General features: G+C 53.0%; 17 protein-coding genes. 7 read left to right on the top strand and 10 right to left on the bottom strand.

Going from position 1 to position 14,465, the window contains the following annotated elements:
• Positions 1-77: 77 nt before the first annotated feature.
• On the bottom strand, positions 78-590 hold the full coding sequence (locus CGZ75_RS09000; RefSeq protein WP_089523859.1) for a hypothetical protein: 513 nt from the start codon (positions 588-590) through the stop codon (positions 78-80).
• Positions 591-610: 20 nt separating this feature from the next.
• Positions 611-1,141: a hypothetical protein gene (locus CGZ75_RS08995; protein WP_089523858.1), complete on the bottom strand. Its 531-nt coding sequence runs from the start codon at positions 1,139-1,141 to the stop codon at positions 611-613.
• 132 nt (positions 1,142-1,273) lie between these two features.
• Here CGZ75_RS08995 and CGZ75_RS08990 point away from each other — a divergent pair, with 132 nt between their 5' ends.
• A complete protein-coding gene (locus tag CGZ75_RS08990; RefSeq protein ID WP_245850750.1) occupies positions 1,274-1,852 on the top strand; it encodes a GNAT family N-acetyltransferase in 579 nt (192 codons plus the stop codon).
• 235 nt (positions 1,853-2,087) lie between these two features.
• Here the strand turns inward: CGZ75_RS08990 and CGZ75_RS24465 are convergent, their stop codons facing one another.
• The 6 genes from CGZ75_RS24465 to CGZ75_RS08965 form a co-directional block, all read right to left on the bottom strand.
• Positions 2,088-2,261, bottom strand: a complete 174-nt coding sequence (locus CGZ75_RS24465) for a YjcZ family sporulation protein (protein WP_141136704.1) — start codon at positions 2,259-2,261, stop codon at positions 2,088-2,090.
• Positions 2,262-2,414: 153 nt separating this feature from the next.
• Positions 2,415-2,900, bottom strand: a complete 486-nt coding sequence (locus CGZ75_RS08985; RefSeq protein WP_089523857.1) for a spore germination protein GerPE — start codon at positions 2,898-2,900, stop codon at positions 2,415-2,417.
• Complete coding sequence (locus tag CGZ75_RS26335; protein ID WP_342745658.1) at positions 2,897-3,247, bottom strand: hypothetical protein; 351 nt, start codon at positions 3,245-3,247, stop codon at positions 2,897-2,899. The genes CGZ75_RS08985 and CGZ75_RS26335 overlap by 4 nt, the downstream gene beginning before the upstream one ends.
• 5 nt (positions 3,248-3,252) lie before the next feature.
• On the bottom strand, positions 3,253-5,442 hold the full coding sequence (gerPC, locus tag CGZ75_RS26160) for a spore germination protein GerPC (protein ID WP_089523856.1): 2,190 nt from the start codon (positions 5,440-5,442) through the stop codon (positions 3,253-3,255).
• A gap of 24 nt (positions 5,443-5,466) precedes the next feature.
• Entirely contained in the window at positions 5,467-5,679 is a 213-nt protein-coding gene (locus CGZ75_RS08970) for a spore germination protein GerPB (RefSeq protein WP_089523855.1), read from the bottom strand.
• Positions 5,676-5,915, bottom strand: coding sequence for a spore germination protein (locus tag CGZ75_RS08965; RefSeq protein ID WP_089523854.1), 240 nt, complete (start codon positions 5,913-5,915; stop codon positions 5,676-5,678). Before CGZ75_RS08965 ends, CGZ75_RS08970 begins: the two co-directional genes overlap by 4 nt.
• Positions 5,916-6,092: 177 nt before the next feature.
• Between CGZ75_RS08965 and CGZ75_RS08960 the strand changes: the two genes are divergently transcribed.
• From CGZ75_RS08960 to CGZ75_RS08945, 4 genes are all read left to right on the top strand, one after another.
• Positions 6,093-6,584, top strand: a complete 492-nt coding sequence (locus tag CGZ75_RS08960; RefSeq protein ID WP_089523853.1) for an Hsp20/alpha crystallin family protein — start codon at positions 6,093-6,095, stop codon at positions 6,582-6,584.
• A 151-nt stretch (positions 6,585-6,735) separates the two neighbouring features.
• Positions 6,736-6,936, top strand: coding sequence for a hypothetical protein (locus CGZ75_RS08955; RefSeq protein ID WP_089523852.1), 201 nt, complete (start codon positions 6,736-6,738; stop codon positions 6,934-6,936).
• A gap of 130 nt (positions 6,937-7,066) precedes the next feature.
• The gene (locus CGZ75_RS08950) at positions 7,067-7,288 is read left to right on the top strand and encodes a hypothetical protein (RefSeq protein WP_089523851.1); all 222 of its coding nucleotides are present in this window, start codon (positions 7,067-7,069) and stop codon (positions 7,286-7,288) included.
• 125 nt (positions 7,289-7,413) lie between these two features.
• Positions 7,414-9,366: a stalk domain-containing protein gene (locus CGZ75_RS08945; protein ID WP_089523850.1), complete on the top strand. Its 1,953-nt coding sequence runs from the start codon at positions 7,414-7,416 to the stop codon at positions 9,364-9,366.
• Positions 9,367-9,421: 55 nt separating this feature from the next.
• On the opposite strand, the gene CGZ75_RS08940 is transcribed toward CGZ75_RS08945, so the two are convergent.
• On the bottom strand, positions 9,422-10,537 hold the full coding sequence (locus CGZ75_RS08940) for a Gfo/Idh/MocA family protein (protein ID WP_089523849.1): 1,116 nt from the start codon (positions 10,535-10,537) through the stop codon (positions 9,422-9,424).
• A 24-nt stretch (positions 10,538-10,561) separates the two neighbouring features.
• Positions 10,562-11,557: a Gfo/Idh/MocA family protein gene (locus tag CGZ75_RS08935; RefSeq protein WP_089523848.1), complete on the bottom strand. Its 996-nt coding sequence runs from the start codon at positions 11,555-11,557 to the stop codon at positions 10,562-10,564.
• A gap of 235 nt (positions 11,558-11,792) precedes the next feature.
• Here CGZ75_RS08935 and yidD point away from each other — a divergent pair, with 235 nt between their 5' ends.
• Both yidD and metG read left to right on the top strand, forming a co-directional pair.
• Positions 11,793-12,008 (top strand): membrane protein insertion efficiency factor YidD, encoded by a 216-nt coding sequence (gene yidD, locus CGZ75_RS08930; RefSeq protein WP_090777460.1) that lies wholly within the window; start codon positions 11,793-11,795, stop codon positions 12,006-12,008.
• Between the two features lie 408 nt (positions 12,009-12,416).
• Positions 12,417-14,426: a methionine--tRNA ligase gene (gene metG / locus CGZ75_RS08920; RefSeq protein ID WP_089523845.1), complete on the top strand. Its 2,010-nt coding sequence runs from the start codon at positions 12,417-12,419 to the stop codon at positions 14,424-14,426.
• The last annotated feature ends 39 nt before the right edge of the window (positions 14,427-14,465 follow it).

Here is a 14,465-nt window from a genome sequence, read left to right as displayed (position 1 = left end):
AATTTATAAACATAGAAATCCCGGTTCCGATTGTGGAGCCGGGATTTCTATGTTGTACATTTTAAAAACTACGTACTTCAGAACACGTCGTAGATAGTCAACTTCGCGATATTTTCAGGGTACTGCGATTGTTGAGGTGCGGCTCTAATTGGAGTAGTTATTGAAACGTTGCTAAAGTAGGCCTTGTCCTGACTGTTTAAATTTACGAGTGTGCATTGTAGTCCGCCTACACTCACTCGGTTAGCGCTGTTCACATTAAGCCTCACTTCAGCACGGGTCGTATTGAATCCATTGGACGACACATAGAAGCTGGTCACTCCTCCATTAGGAACAATAATGGAGGGGGTGGGCCAACTCGAGGGCCCAACGATAGAGACGACGTTAAGTGTGAGGCTGCTCGTGTTATTGATGATATTGAAAACTCGCGTGTCTGTGATGGAGGATGACTCATCGTCAAATTCGATATAAGCGGGGCGGTTTGAGCCAATGCTGAAGGTGCAGGTAACGATGACTAGCAGAATAAATAGAATCAGAATAATACCTAAGTTAAATTTGGAGCCGCCCGAGTCTTCTGTATTATTTTTATTCAAATTGAACTCCTCCTGTAGGACTAGACTTCATCGGAGATGGTCAAACGTTCGCGGGTCGTGTTCCAACGTACCGGTGCATCTGTACTAATGCCAATGATGGAAGGTGTATTTACGTAAAGTCCTTCTAGGCTAACGTTTTGTACCCGAAGCGTGAATTGCAACTCACCTGTTCTAGAAAAGTCATTCAAGTACCAAATATAATTGACAGTACCTTCAGCTGTCCTATTTAGCCGAATCGATACATTATAGATCTGTTCTCCGCCAAGGGGAAGAAGATTGGTGGGTGGGAGGGGATCAATAATTCTTCCAGAAATTTCAGTTCGCTGGAACGTAATTGATTGCGTGTTGTTGATGATATTGAACCTTTGGGAGATTGCGATGGAGGATGATCCATCATCCGGCGGTTCGATGGGGAAGGGTGCGATTTGTTTTTGAGAAAAAGCTTGCGTAACGATGACTAGCAAAATAAATAGAATCAGAATGATGCCCATGCTTGATCCAAGGCCGCCCTTATAATTACTAATCGAGGTTTTTCTGGCGATATTTTTCATAATGGGTCCCTCCAGTAAGTAGAGAAATACTCTTCGTTTCACTTGTCTACAAGTAATCTATGTGGTAGGAAGGTATGCGGACTCTGGCAAATGTCCAATAGAATGATAATTTTGACAAAAGGGGAAAATGGATTGATAAGTATATTGCAGACAGACAGACTGTTGTTAAGTGAAGCGAGTCCAGAAGATTCAGCGGTCATTACCAACTATGTAATTCGTAACAAGGAGTTTCTAGCGCCATGGGAGCCGAAACGTGAGGAGGCTTTTTTTTCGGAGGAATCCCAGCGTGCGCTGTTGGAAGCGGACCAGCAAGTGATAGAGAGCGGCGGGTTGGTCAAGCTTTGGATTTCTTTGCAAGAGGACCCAGACACCGTTATCGGCTCCGTTGTGCTGGGCAACATCGTGAGAGGTGTATTTTTAAGCTGTAATTTAGGCTATCGTCTGGACAAAGGGTTGCTTGGAAAGGGCTATATGCCGGAAGCGGTGCAGATGATCGTGAAGCATGGCTTCGACAGTCTTGGGCTTCATCGGATTGAAGCGAATATTATTCCCCGCAACGCCGCTTCCTTGTCGGTTGTTCGCAAGCTGGGCTTTCAGGAGGAAGGATTGGCGAAGCGGTATCTCAAGATTAACGGCAAATGGGAAGACCATATCCATATGGTGATGCTGAACGATGCTCTGGAAATCGAAGAGGAAGGAAGGGAAGGATAAACGGAGAGAAGAAATGAACGATGAATAGGGAGAAGAGTAGTGGAGGGAGTTCTCAGCTTTCAAAAAGGGCGTTCCTAAAGCAGTCTGCTGCTTTAGGAACGCCCTCTTAAAATATTGCTGAAAAGGAATTATTCCCTGCCCGACTTCTCAACGCAGTTAGTCTATCCCAGGCATTCTACTGCCAGGTCAAGCTGCGGAGCCCATCATGCTTCTATTCGAATTGTACGAATTTCAACTAGATGAAAAAGGCGCGGGTAATAATGACGAGCAGAATAAACAGAACCAAGATCATACCTATGGTCGAGCCATTGCCTCCGCAGCCCGTTCCGCAACCGCCCCAGTTCTGTCCACAGCCTGCTCCCCAGCCTGGCCCGTACCCGACACCAGCGCCTTCGACCCCATAACCCATTCTGAATGCCTCCCATACAATGATGTTATGAAGTCCGATTGACCCTGCCATGCTGATTGGCGGACTTCACAATTACAATGTATGCGGGGGGCATGTTTACTGACCCCGGCATCTGTCCCGGTTCATGCGCTGGAATTGAATGGCATCGTTAGATCAATCGCTGCCTGCGTTCAGGTTCGAACCGCGGGCGTCAGCGTTCTGGATGATCTCGCTTACGTCTGTACTTGGAGTAGGAGTTGATTGGAGCGAATAAGCATATTGCCGAAAATGCTTCAGGCGGGACTCTAGATTGACTTCAACGGCACTACCTCCAAGCAGAATGGAGGAGGAGCTGCAGGTGATGACATAAAGCGAACCGAGCTGAATGGCCGGAACCGGATTGGAGCGGATTGTACGCACATCTGCTTCGTCCAGGCTCTCCTCCGGCATAGGATTGAATGGCATGCTAAATAGCGAGTAACCACTGAAGTCTACCTCTCCTCCGACGCGGTGGTCGAGCTGACGCTGCACGGCAATACCGGTCGATTTGGCGTTGATGGTGCCGGTATCCCCGAACTGAATGACGGAGGATAACCCAACGGTGATCATTTCGACGGAACCGATGTATGAGGTGCGGATGGAAGTGTCGGAGTCGATCATAAGGTAAGGTTAACGGCGGAAGCAGGAATTATGGAGCCGTTCCTATTTATAGATGCTGGTCTTCCCGGTGTTGCTGCTGATTGAACAGTACCGGTAGTGTTTTGAATAGGTACGATGGATTGTCCGCCAGCGCCTTGGATGATGCCAGTCTCTGTCTCTCCTCCGCCCGGAGCAGGCAACGGTGCAAAAGGGCCGATAATGATGGCCTCGGGTGGTGTATCAAAAATGGAATACAGATTAATGGAATCGGTATCGCCGATCTGCAGCATGGAAGCCGCAGCGACACCTGTCAGCTCAAGGCAGCCAACGGATAGCAAATGATTCGTAATATGAACATTCATTGCCATTTTGTTCATCTCCTTCTTCCTTCAGGCGCGTTGCTGGCAAGTTGCTGGACATAGCTTTTGAGCGCGGATTCCGCGTCGCGAAGCGTCCGCTCTGCCGTCCGGCGCAGCTGCGCATTGCTCAGCAGGGCGTTATCCGGGCTTGTTCCAGATGGCCTTTGACTACCCAGTTCTTCGTTCATGTAAAAGTGTATCCGTTCAGGAAGCTGGCGCCTGACGTCCTCGATGACCATTTGCCGATGGGTTGGGTCCAGCGGAAGCTTGCTTGATTTGGCCGCTATTTCTAATATTTCATGAGCGGATTCATTCAGCCAGCCGTTCACATAGGAGCGGACATCGGTAAAGCCTGGCAAAGGGATAGGAGATGGAGCTGTTCCCAATGCTGCTGCCTGAGCTGAGGAGGGGGGGCTTCCGGCTGGCGGCTGAGCGGTGAAAGGGCCGGACTCCGGTTGGAGATTGCCTTGTGCTCCCGGTATCCCTAAGCCGGGAGAGGCGGGAATAAACCCTGGCTGGGCAAAGCTGTTACCAGCGGCTCCTCCATTCCCGGGCATGCTCGGAACCGGAGGGCCCGAGAAGCCAGGAATTGCCGCCGCGCCTGGAGCGAGGCCCGTACCTGGAGCCGGGACATTGCCCAAGCTCGGCTGAAAGAAAGTAGCTGGTTGGCCAGAGATTGCTTGCGGCTGTAACGGTTGTTGTGCTTTTGCGGGAGTGGAAGTACCATTCACCGCACCGACGGCATTTGTTGAGTTGCTTGGCCCGGCGGTAGCAGATTGGGGAATCGGCAATGGATAAACTTTGGCTCCCGCATTCGTTTGTTTATTGGGCAGTGACATTTGGCCGAATTCCTGCAGCTGTGATTCGGACGGAGCAGTCATACCGATGTTGAGCGTACCGTCTAACTGCTCTACTTTCAGCTGATCAAAATTGTACTCTAGCTTCTCAATCGTATAGGATGGCTTCGTCTCCAGCTCTTGCAATCTTTCCCACAACAATTTCATATAGGCAGTCAACTGCAGATTAAGTTGTTGCTGCTCGGCCAAACCAGCGGCCATAGTCCCGAGGCATTGCTGTAAGCAATAGGGGTCTTGTAGGTTGCCCAAGCATGGATTTTGCACCGTAGTGGAGGTTTCCGCCTGCAAGCTGGGGGAGCTTGCTGAGTTATTTGGCAGCGGGACCATATTAGGAGGGCCGGAAAAGGGCCAGCCCTCATATTGCTCCCATTGCTGCGGAAACCCGGGGTCAAGAGCTTGGAAAAATTGAGGAACACTATTTTTATTAACACCTGGAATTGCGTTTGGATCCAGTCCAGGGATACCGATCCCAACTGGAAAACCTCCTTGCTGGAGTCCGCCATTAGGACCGATGGTGAAGTTGCTTCCTTGAGATCCAAGCTGGCCAGTGTGCTGCAAGCTAGACTCTGCTGCCGCTTTCTCCTCACCTGGTATTTCAACAATTCCGCCAGGCGTCAGTTCAAATGTCGCGCCATGCACGTCAAACGTATTGCTGCCTTCAATAAGCTCGGAAATCGGCTCTTCCTTGTTCGGGCTTCCTTGCTTTCCGACGCCCGTTCCTGGTGGCGGACCACCGGGACCGGGCCAACCAGGGCCAGCGCCTGCGGGCCAGCCGCCCGGGCCAGGCCAACCTGCACCTGCTCCTGGGGCGGGCCACCCGGGTCCTGGCCCTGGTGCTGGGCCACCTGGGGATTGCCACCCTGGCCCTGCCGGTTGGCCGCCGGGGGGAGGCCAACTTTGACCCGCCCCTGCAGGTGGACCAGCGGGGTATTGCCATCCGGCGCCCGCCCCTGCGGGCCAGCCTTTGGGGGAAGGCCAACCTGCGCCTCCTGGCGGAGGGTACCCTTTCGGAGCCGCGGCAAATGGTGTTCCTTGTGGACCGCCTGGCGGCTGCAGCCAACCTTGCCCGGGATTGCCTCCCTGATAAGGCGGCCATTTCGGCGGGAAGCCGGCTCCAGGTTTGCCCATCATGCCTGGGAATGCGCCACCCAGACCGGGCCAGGCCATACCTTTGCCAAGTAGATTAGAAGCGATACCGTTCCCTAGGCCGCCTTTGCCTCCTAGGCCACTCATACCAGTCAGAACCCCTAGCGCAGAGGTGAGAGGAATAGGACGATTCGGATGTACCTGGGGAGCCTCCGCTTGCTGCTGTACACCGCCTGGAGCGGAAGATTCCTTATGTTGCATCCGGTCAGTCACCTCCTTGAGGGATCAGCTTGGTTTGGGCAATGGGACGAAGTTGAGAGAGTTCGCACTTTCCTCGCTGGTGAGCTGTGCTGCCGGCTTATTGAATCCTCCGGAATTATACAGTTGCGAGACGGGTCTAATCGATCCCGCACTGCCAATCTGCAGCACAGAGCTATTCGTGACGGTGTCGACGCGTAATTGGTTAATGGTAATGGATTGGTGTACGGTCAGGTTCATATGACATTAGCTCCCGAGGCAATCTCGTTACTTGAGTTGTCCTGGAGATCCGGATCCAGCGTGTTGGTAGCACTGAGCCCGTTGTTGGCGTTAGTCAAGCCGCCGGTCAGAAATGAGCCGGAGCCGGCGTATGTTTTGGAGGTGCTCGCAGGAGATATTTGAACAGTATCCCCGAACTGCACAACTCCGCTGGAGCCGACGCTGACTATATTAACGAAGCCTATCGCAGCTGGCATGAAATTCACCTCTAATCGGTAGATGTGGGCAATCCTCTAAGCATTCGGGGTTGCCGCCTTTATCCCCACTATATGCGGCATTCGCCCAAATGTGTCAAAAGCCGAGCCGGAAGGACGTGAGCTGTCACCTTTGGAGATGCTGGTGCATAGCGTAGGGCATAAAGGAGGCGATTGCCCATGGGAGGCAGATTCGATCGAATGCAGGATTGGCTGTCCAAACAGCAGCTTCCGCGAGGGTTCGATATGATGAAGGATCCGGAATGGGTTGCCAGCTTCGTCAAAGGCATGATGGAAAGCGCAATGAGCGGCAATCCTTCGGCGGGACTGTCTGGCTTACAGGAAACCGCTGAGCAGGAAGGCAAGGATAGGGAGTTCCAAGCAGCGATTTCTTCTGTTGAAGCCAAATGGAGCGAAAGCCGAGAGTATTTAGTACTCAAACTGCCGATGAACGGAGATCCGGATTGGGATACGCTGCGCGTTATGGCCAAAGAAGATAAACTTAAGCTCGAAGGGCTGCCCGGTCGCAAGCCACAGGTTCTTAAGCTTCCAAGCCCGATTCTGCCCAGGTCTACCCGTGCTGTCCTGCGGGGAGGCGTTCTGAGAATTCGCATGAAAAAGAAACAGGCGAGCCGTTTTATTGAGATTTCCGTTGAAGAAGGTACGGACTGAGCGAGGGTAAGTTAACTCTCGCTTTTTTAAGTTTGCAGACTCGACAAATTTGAGCGAGCAGCTTTACTCAAGACAGGCCAATCAGGTTGCGTTTGGCAAACGCTTCCTTTATGATGCAAGAAGACTAATCATACATAAGGGAGTGGCGAAGGTGTCAGCCGTTGATGTAAGCAGTGTTCCCGCTGGTTTATTCGTTCTAGGAGTCATCTTTATTCTGCTTATTTTTTCTTTGCTCAGCCTCGGTGTACTGAGAATGTTCCAGGAGCGTTTCCGCGCCGGATGGTTCTACTTTGCAGGAAGTGTTGTCAGCGCCGTCGTGTTCTATTTGTTACTTGATCTTTGGTATATTTAGCTCTTATATTGGGACAAATTCTATGAATCCGGAGCCTATCTTTTCGGATGGACCGCTGGCGCTGCCGCGGTTTTTTGTGTTTAAAGTGGAAGCCAGTATATTATTTTTGGAACGGAAAAGAGGTTGCCTTATGTGGAAAGTCATTTGGTTTTTCAGCAATATCGCCTTTGTCGCGACACTGATTTGGTATATGTTTTTGCATCGGGCTTACGCCGACGCGCTGTTTCGCAAGGACTCAGCCGAGAAGCTTGTGCGGCATCGGCGCCGTAGAAAAGTAGCGGCCCTTGTCTCCGTCATATTGTTCGTTGTTATGGCCACCGCATTCCTCACAGATGTGAAGATGAACGGCTGATTTCATGTGGACGTTTTATGACGATTCCTTGACTAAACGCAACTTTCCTGTGTTCGAAGCGTTTATGCTAACGACATAGGGAAAGTACGGCATCCGGTGCAGTCCGACAAAAAAGGAGTCGAAGCATGAAATTATTCAAGTTGTTGTTGGCTTTTTCCGTCTTTTTATCTCTACTGGGGAGCATAGCTGCGAGTCCCGCTACGGCGCTCGGTGCGTCCAATTTACTCGTCCTCACTAAGAACAGCAAGTCGATGGTGCTCAATGGCACCGCCTTTATCGGCGCACAACCGCTCACAATTCGTAATGGCGTGTCCTACGCGTCATTCAGCTCGATGGCTGCCCGTTACGGCTATGCTGTTTCCTACGACGCTAAGACCAAGGAATCCGTCGCGCGCAGCGCTTCCGGCGAGATCCGTTTCCGCATGAATACAAAGGTTGTACTTGTAAATGGCAGTAAAATTACGGGCCAGGCGGCTTCCTTTTCGCTGAATGGTTCCATGATGGTTCCTATCCGCACCTGGGCTCAGGCGACGAACAGCCGCGTGTCTGCTTCAGGCGTTAAGGTCAATCTGGCCTGGGACACCAAGCCTAGCGCCGCTTTCAGCGTACAGCCTACCAAAATCTACACGGGAGATCCTGTAACCTACGTGGATAAATACAGCTCTCCATCCGGTGAGCCGATGGTTAACGAGGAGTGGCAAGGTCGCCAGGAGGTGTTCCTTGATCCTGGAACGTATACGGTTACTCGTTCTGTGCAGGACGCCTCGGGCGCATGGAGTGATCCGTTCACAGTCACGATCGAGGTACTCGCACCGAACCAGCCTCCTGTCGCGGATTTCCGCACCGACAAAGAGGTTTACCGTCAGGGGGAGCGCATCACCTTTACAAGCTTGAGCTCGGATGATGCAACGACCAATCTGAAGGAATATTGGATCGGCAAACAAGATGTATTTTTCGAGGCAGGGGAGAAGTCGATTACTCTGGAAGTAACCGATGAAGAAGGCTATGCCTCCAGCATTACAAAGACGATCCGAATCTCGGATGAGGTCCTGTACACTCGTGAAGAATACGGCAAGTTGTTCACTGCCATCGGCGAGATGTTCCCAGTGGATGGCAAGTCGGTGCTGAGCATCCCGACTCTGTCCTATGAATTCCACTCTGAGCCATCCAAGTTGGTTCGAAGCAACAGTCCGGAGTTATGGACATCGGAAGGAATCGCTTATGATGATCAGTTCCAAGGCGAAATCCGGCTGCTGTTCCATAACAAAAACACTTCTAATATCCCGCTTCGCATGTACCTCGTTGCTACCAATGAGGGCTGGCGTACGGCAAACTTTGGAGTGAAACATTTTGGAGCTGGTGGTCCGGCTCAATATGAGGACACAACAGGCAAAATGTCCACGGTACGCTACATGGATTCCTTGCTCACCAACCCGCAAATCAAATCCACAAGCATCAAGCCGGGACAATCCAAAGTGGTGCTGTCGGAAATTTCTTCGTCTGCGATCAAGACGGGAATGGTCTACTCCGCTTATGCGGATGTCACTTCCGATGAGACGCTTCGCTTCCGCGTTGTTGTCGTCGCTGACGGCAAGGACCCGCTGAAGGAAGTGAACCGGATGGAGCTGATGCCGGCAGACGGCAAGCACACCCGCGGCTCGTTCAACAACGCGACACGAGCGATCGACGTGCCGGGCGTGCTCGGCAGCAAGCCGGAACGCATCGTGCTTGGCGACAACAAGCTTGACCCTTATCTGGACGGATACGACAACACAGACGGCTCGCTGCAGCTGAACAAAGGCAACTTCGGCGTCCTGTACAAAATGAACATCCAGCTCTCCCCGCGCACACTCGTTGCGCTTAACCCGCGCGGCGGCCTGTATACCGGCGCATTTATCGTAAACGGAAGCCTCATTCCGGTGCCGACAAGCGGCTGGCTGCGCTCGCAAAATGAAGCGATGGTGATCTATCGCTCCGGTAACTCGCGCGAAACGCTTAATCTGACCTACCTTATCGCATCTGGCAGCAATCTGCCGGTTACGATGATCTTCCAGCCGCTTCCCGCTGAGAAGAACTAATCAACGAACAGCCCCCCGATATGATTGATATCGGGGGGCTGTTTTGGTTTTAAGCCTAGTTTGGCTCGTCTGCAGAGCCGCCGGCGTAGTCAGGCACAACGACGCTTACTTCAGCACGCTGCTCCGCGGAGCGGAGCACGCCGTCAATGATCGCTTGTTGGATCAAAATTTGCTCGCCGGGAATCGGCGCGCCGCGTCCTTCGCGAATCGCGTCCACGAAGTCACGCACCTTCTCGCGGAACAGGTCCAGCTGATGCTCGATAAGCGGGACCTGCGTCATCGTTTGGCCGCCCATGAAGTCATGGAACATCTGAATGCTGCCGACTTTGCCGTCCCATACACCGGACCAGTTGCCTTGGCCAAACGGAGTGATTTTCAGGCCAGCATCTGTACCGAGGAAATTGGTCGTACCGAGCGAGTCCAGATGCATCGCCCAGCTGATTTTGAAATGCAGCGTCAGATCACCCTCAAAACGGATCATTGCCGCTCCAAAGTCCTCAACGTCAAACTTATCGGCTTCAGGATGATGAATTGGATTGCGGCCGAAATGGTTGAATGTGCTCGCAGAAACCGTGAGCGGCTTCGGATAATCAAGAGCGTTCAGCGCCATGTCGAGCGAGTAACAGCCAATATCGGCCATTGCACCGGCGCCAGCCAGCTCTTTGCGAATAAATGTGCCTCCTGGCATGCCGCGGCGACGTCCGCCTCCAGTTTCCACATAATACACTTTGCCGAGCTTACCGGAGCGCACGATGTCTTGGATCAGCTTCATGTTAGGGTCGTAGCGTGGCTGGAAGCCGATGGTAAGGATGCGTCCGCTGCGGCGGGAAGCGCGCACCATATCGAGACCTTCATCCAGCGTTACGGACATTGGTTTCTCAAGCAGTACATGTTTGCCGGCCTCAAGTGAGTCCACCGTTGGCTGGCGATGCGCCGAGTTAGGAGTGCAGACGCTGATTCCGTCCAGGTCGAGCTTCAGCAGCTCGCGGTAATCGTCGAACGCTTGAGCCCCTTGAAGGCCATGTCTTTCGATGAATTCAGCTGCTTTTCCTGGAATGGCATCGGCTATAGCTACAATTTCCACGCCAAGAATCGTTTTGTAGGCTGCAGCATGCATGCCCGCAATTCCGCCGCTGCCGATGATACCGACTCGAATGTTCTGGATGCTCATATTGTCACTCCTTGAGTTCCTCGTTTAGTTTTCGGATAGCTCAGATAGAAGAATACGGCGGCCTTGAGCGGCGGACAGATTGGCCGCCTCCATGAGCCGGGTGAGGTTGCTTGCCAGCTCAATATTTTCATCGGCATTGGTTCCATTTTGAATATGACCGACCCACTGGTTGAATGCATTCGGTGAGCGCTCCGCAAGCGGCAGCTCGCTCCATCCTTCAGTCTTGTCAGTGCGAATGAGCAGCCGATCTTCCGGCATGCCGTAGAGCAAGGAGCCAGCAGTGCCGCTAATCTCGATTTGGAACGGGGAGTGCTTGGCCGCGAAGCCAGCCTCTACTACAGCAACGGCGCCGTTCGGATACGAGAGGACGGCAATGGCATTGTCCTCAACGTCGCGGTTTGTTACATAACCGTAGGTCGCTGTTAGGCTCTCTGGCAATCCGCCGAGGAACAGGCTGCTCAAATACATAGGGTGGCAGCCAAGGTCGATCAGTGCACCGCCAGCCGTCTGCTCAAGGTTATAAAAATGCTGAGGAAGCCAATTGGAAATGGAGCCGTCATGCGCAAGGCGTACCCTAACCTGAGTCAGCTGGCCCAGTGATTCCTGCTGCAGCACTTCGCGAATCGCAACCGTGTAGGCATCGTACAGACGAGGCAGCGAAACGATCAGCTTAACGCCGGATTCCTGGACAGCGGCTAAAATGTCATTCAGTTCGGCTGTTGTCGGCGCAACGACCTTTTCTGTGAAAATATGTTTGCCAGCGCGGGCGGCTTTGACCATCACATCACGGTGCATCGTCGTCGGAGCATCTACAATAACGGCATCAATATCGTCGCGGACGAGCAGCTCGTCCAGGTCTGCGACGAAGGGTACGCCAAGCTTCTCGGCAGCTTTCCGACCGCGTTCCGGCAGCTCGTCCCAGACGGCGGCAATTTCCGTGTCGGGATGTTGGAGGGCAAAATCGGTATACTCCCAAGCATGAACATGCCAGTAGCTAAGTTTTGCAATACGAATTTTCATAAGTGTAGTCAAGCTCCTTCCGAATATGAACTGCATCAGAGCGGGGGAAATGCGTGAGAGCGCTTCCTCGTTCGCTTGGCTTAAAGGTAGCACAGCTAACGCAGAAGTGACAGAGGCAAAGTAGGGCAATCTTTATGCTATCTTGCGCTCATCGGCAGTTGATTCCAGATTCGGATTGGTTCAAAATAGAAGGAGTTACTTACAGCGTGGACAAGAGGAAAGGAGGAGTATGGAAGTGAGTGTGAGGTTTGTGGTCAAAATCCCGATACATGTATACCGCAAGGTCATTTCCCCGCTGAAACCGCCGACCTGCCGCTTTTATCCCACCTGCTCCGCCTATGCGCTGGAAGCGATCGAGAAACATGGCGTAGCCAAGGGCTCCTGGCTCTCGGCGAGACGTATTCTGCGCTGCCATCCGTTTCATCCCGGGGGAATAGATCCGGTGCCATGACCTTCCTTGACATGTCGTGTCGGCATTCGGTATTATTACCATTAAATATGAGTTCCGATGAAGGGAAGAGTAGTTTCTTCGCCGCCGATTCAGAGAGCCGGGCATTTTGGTGCAAGCCGGACGGGGGAGAGAGACGAAGATGGTCCTGGAGGATTTCGCCTCGAACGCTATTCTAATTAGAATGGCGCAAGACGTGGACGCGGCTGCCGGCGTTAAAGGCTACTGTCGCTCCCCACGGAGCGGCGACACGAAGCCTTCCTTATTTTCTCCATTATGGAGAGAGGGAAGGGAATTTGGGTGGTACCACGAAGCGCTCCCGCTCTCGTCCCATAGCGGACGGGGGCTTTTTGTTTTTCACGGGCTTTAGGCTCGCTGCATCCCCATGCCATGTTGAAGGAGAAGATTGTCATGCCAGAAAACGCCAAAACTTTTTACATTACAACGCCAATCTACTATCCTAGCGGCAAGCTGCATATAGGTCATGCATACTGTACGCTGGCAGGCGACGCTATGGCTCGCTACAAGCGCGCGAGGGGTTACCAGGTCACGTTCTTGACGGGAACCGACGAGCACGGCCAAAAGATCGAACGCACCGCAGCCGAAAGAGGGCAAACGCCGATTCAGTTTCTGGACGAAACCGTAACGGAGATTAAGAAGTTATGGAGCAAGCTGGAAATCAGCAACGACGACTTCATCCGCACGACCGAAGAGCGGCATAAGCTATCCGTCGAAAAAATCTTTAAGCAGCTACTCGACCAAGGAGACATCTACAAAGGAACGTATGAAGGCTGGTACTGTACGCCGTGTGAATCGTTCTTCACGGAACGTCAGCTGGAGAACGGCAAGTGTCCGGATTGCGGACGTCCGGTAGAGCTGGTCAAGGAGCAAAGTTACTTCTTCCGCATGAGCCAATACTCGGATCGTCTATTGCAGTATTACGAGGAGCATCCTGACTTTATCCAGCCCGAATCCCGCAAAAACGAGATGATCAACAACTTCATCAAGCCGGGTCTAGAGGACCTGGCCGTATCGCGGACGACGTTCGACTGGGGCATCAAGGTGCCGAACGATCCTGATCATGTTATCTACGTGTGGATCGATGCGCTGTCTAACTATATTACGGCGCTTGGTTACGGCTCGGATGACGAGGGCAAGTACCGCCAATTCTGGCCGGCGGATGTGCATCTGGTCGGTAAGGAAATCGTGCGTTTCCATACGATCTACTGGCCTATTATGCTGATGGCGCTTGGACTGCCGCTTCCTAAGAAGGTATTCGGGCATGGCTGGTGGCTCGTCAAGGAAGGCAAAATGTCCAAGTCCAAAGGCAATGTCATCGATCCGGTGGTGCTTCTTGACCGCTATGGACTGGACGCCCTGCGCTACTTCCTGCTGCGTGAAGTTCCATTCGGCTCTGACGGTACGTTCACACCTGAAGGTTTCGTTGAGCGACTCAACTTCGATCTGGCCAACGATCTCGGCAATCTATTGAACCGCACGGTGGCGATGATCGACAAGTACTTCGGCGGCGAAATTCCTGCTTACGCGGGCCTGGTGACGGACTTCGACGAGTCGTTGCAACAGCTGGCGCTAAGTACGGTTGGATCGGTTGAGGCTGCTATGGAAAAAATGGAGTTCTCCGTCGCCCTGTCGGCCATTTGGCAGCTCGTCAGCCGCACGAACAAATACATTGATGAGACGCAGCCATGGGCGCTCGCCAAGGATGAGGCGCGCCGTCCGGAGCTGGCATCGGCGATGTACCATCTAGCCGAGTCACTGCGAATTGTATCCGTGCTGCTGACGCCGTTCATGACCAACGCTCCAAAAGAAATCCGGACCCAGCTCGGCGTAAGCGAGGGCGCTCTGGCAACATGGGACAGCGCCCGCGAATTCGGTTCTCTGCCAAGCGGCGTACGCGTCGCCAAGGGCAGTCCGCTGTTCCCGCGTCTCGATGCCGAGGAAGAGATCGCTTATATAACTAGCGCTATCTCTGGGGGGACAACGTCGGCTGCTGATGCCGCAACGACGGGCGGTCAAGCTTCCGCTGCTGCGCTCCCGGTTTCTGCCCCCGCTGTAACGGAAGTGCCGGAGCTCAAAGAAGAGATCGGCATTGATGACTTTGCCAAGGTAGAGCTTCGTGTGGCACAGGTAATTGCCGCAGAGCCAATTCCAAAGGCCGATAAATTGCTAAAGCTGCAGCTCGATCTAGGTTTTGAGCAGCGTCAAGTTGTTTCGGGTATCGCGAAGTTTTACAAGCCGGAGGAACTGGTTGGACGCAAGGTCATTTGTGTCACGAACCTGAAGCCGGTGAAGCTGCGCGGTGAACTATCCCGCGGCATGGTCCTGGCCGCTTCTCAGGGGGATCAGTTAACGCTGGCGATGGTGCCGGATTCCATGCCGAATGGCGCTTTGGTGAAGTAGGAACGCATCTCTCAAGATACGTGAAAGGGGGAACCCCCC

Source organism: Paenibacillus herberti (assembly GCF_002233675.1).
Classification (GTDB): Bacteria; Bacillota; Bacilli; order Paenibacillales; family Paenibacillaceae; genus Paenibacillus_O; species Paenibacillus_O herberti.
This window is presented reverse-complemented; position numbering and strand designations above follow the sequence as displayed.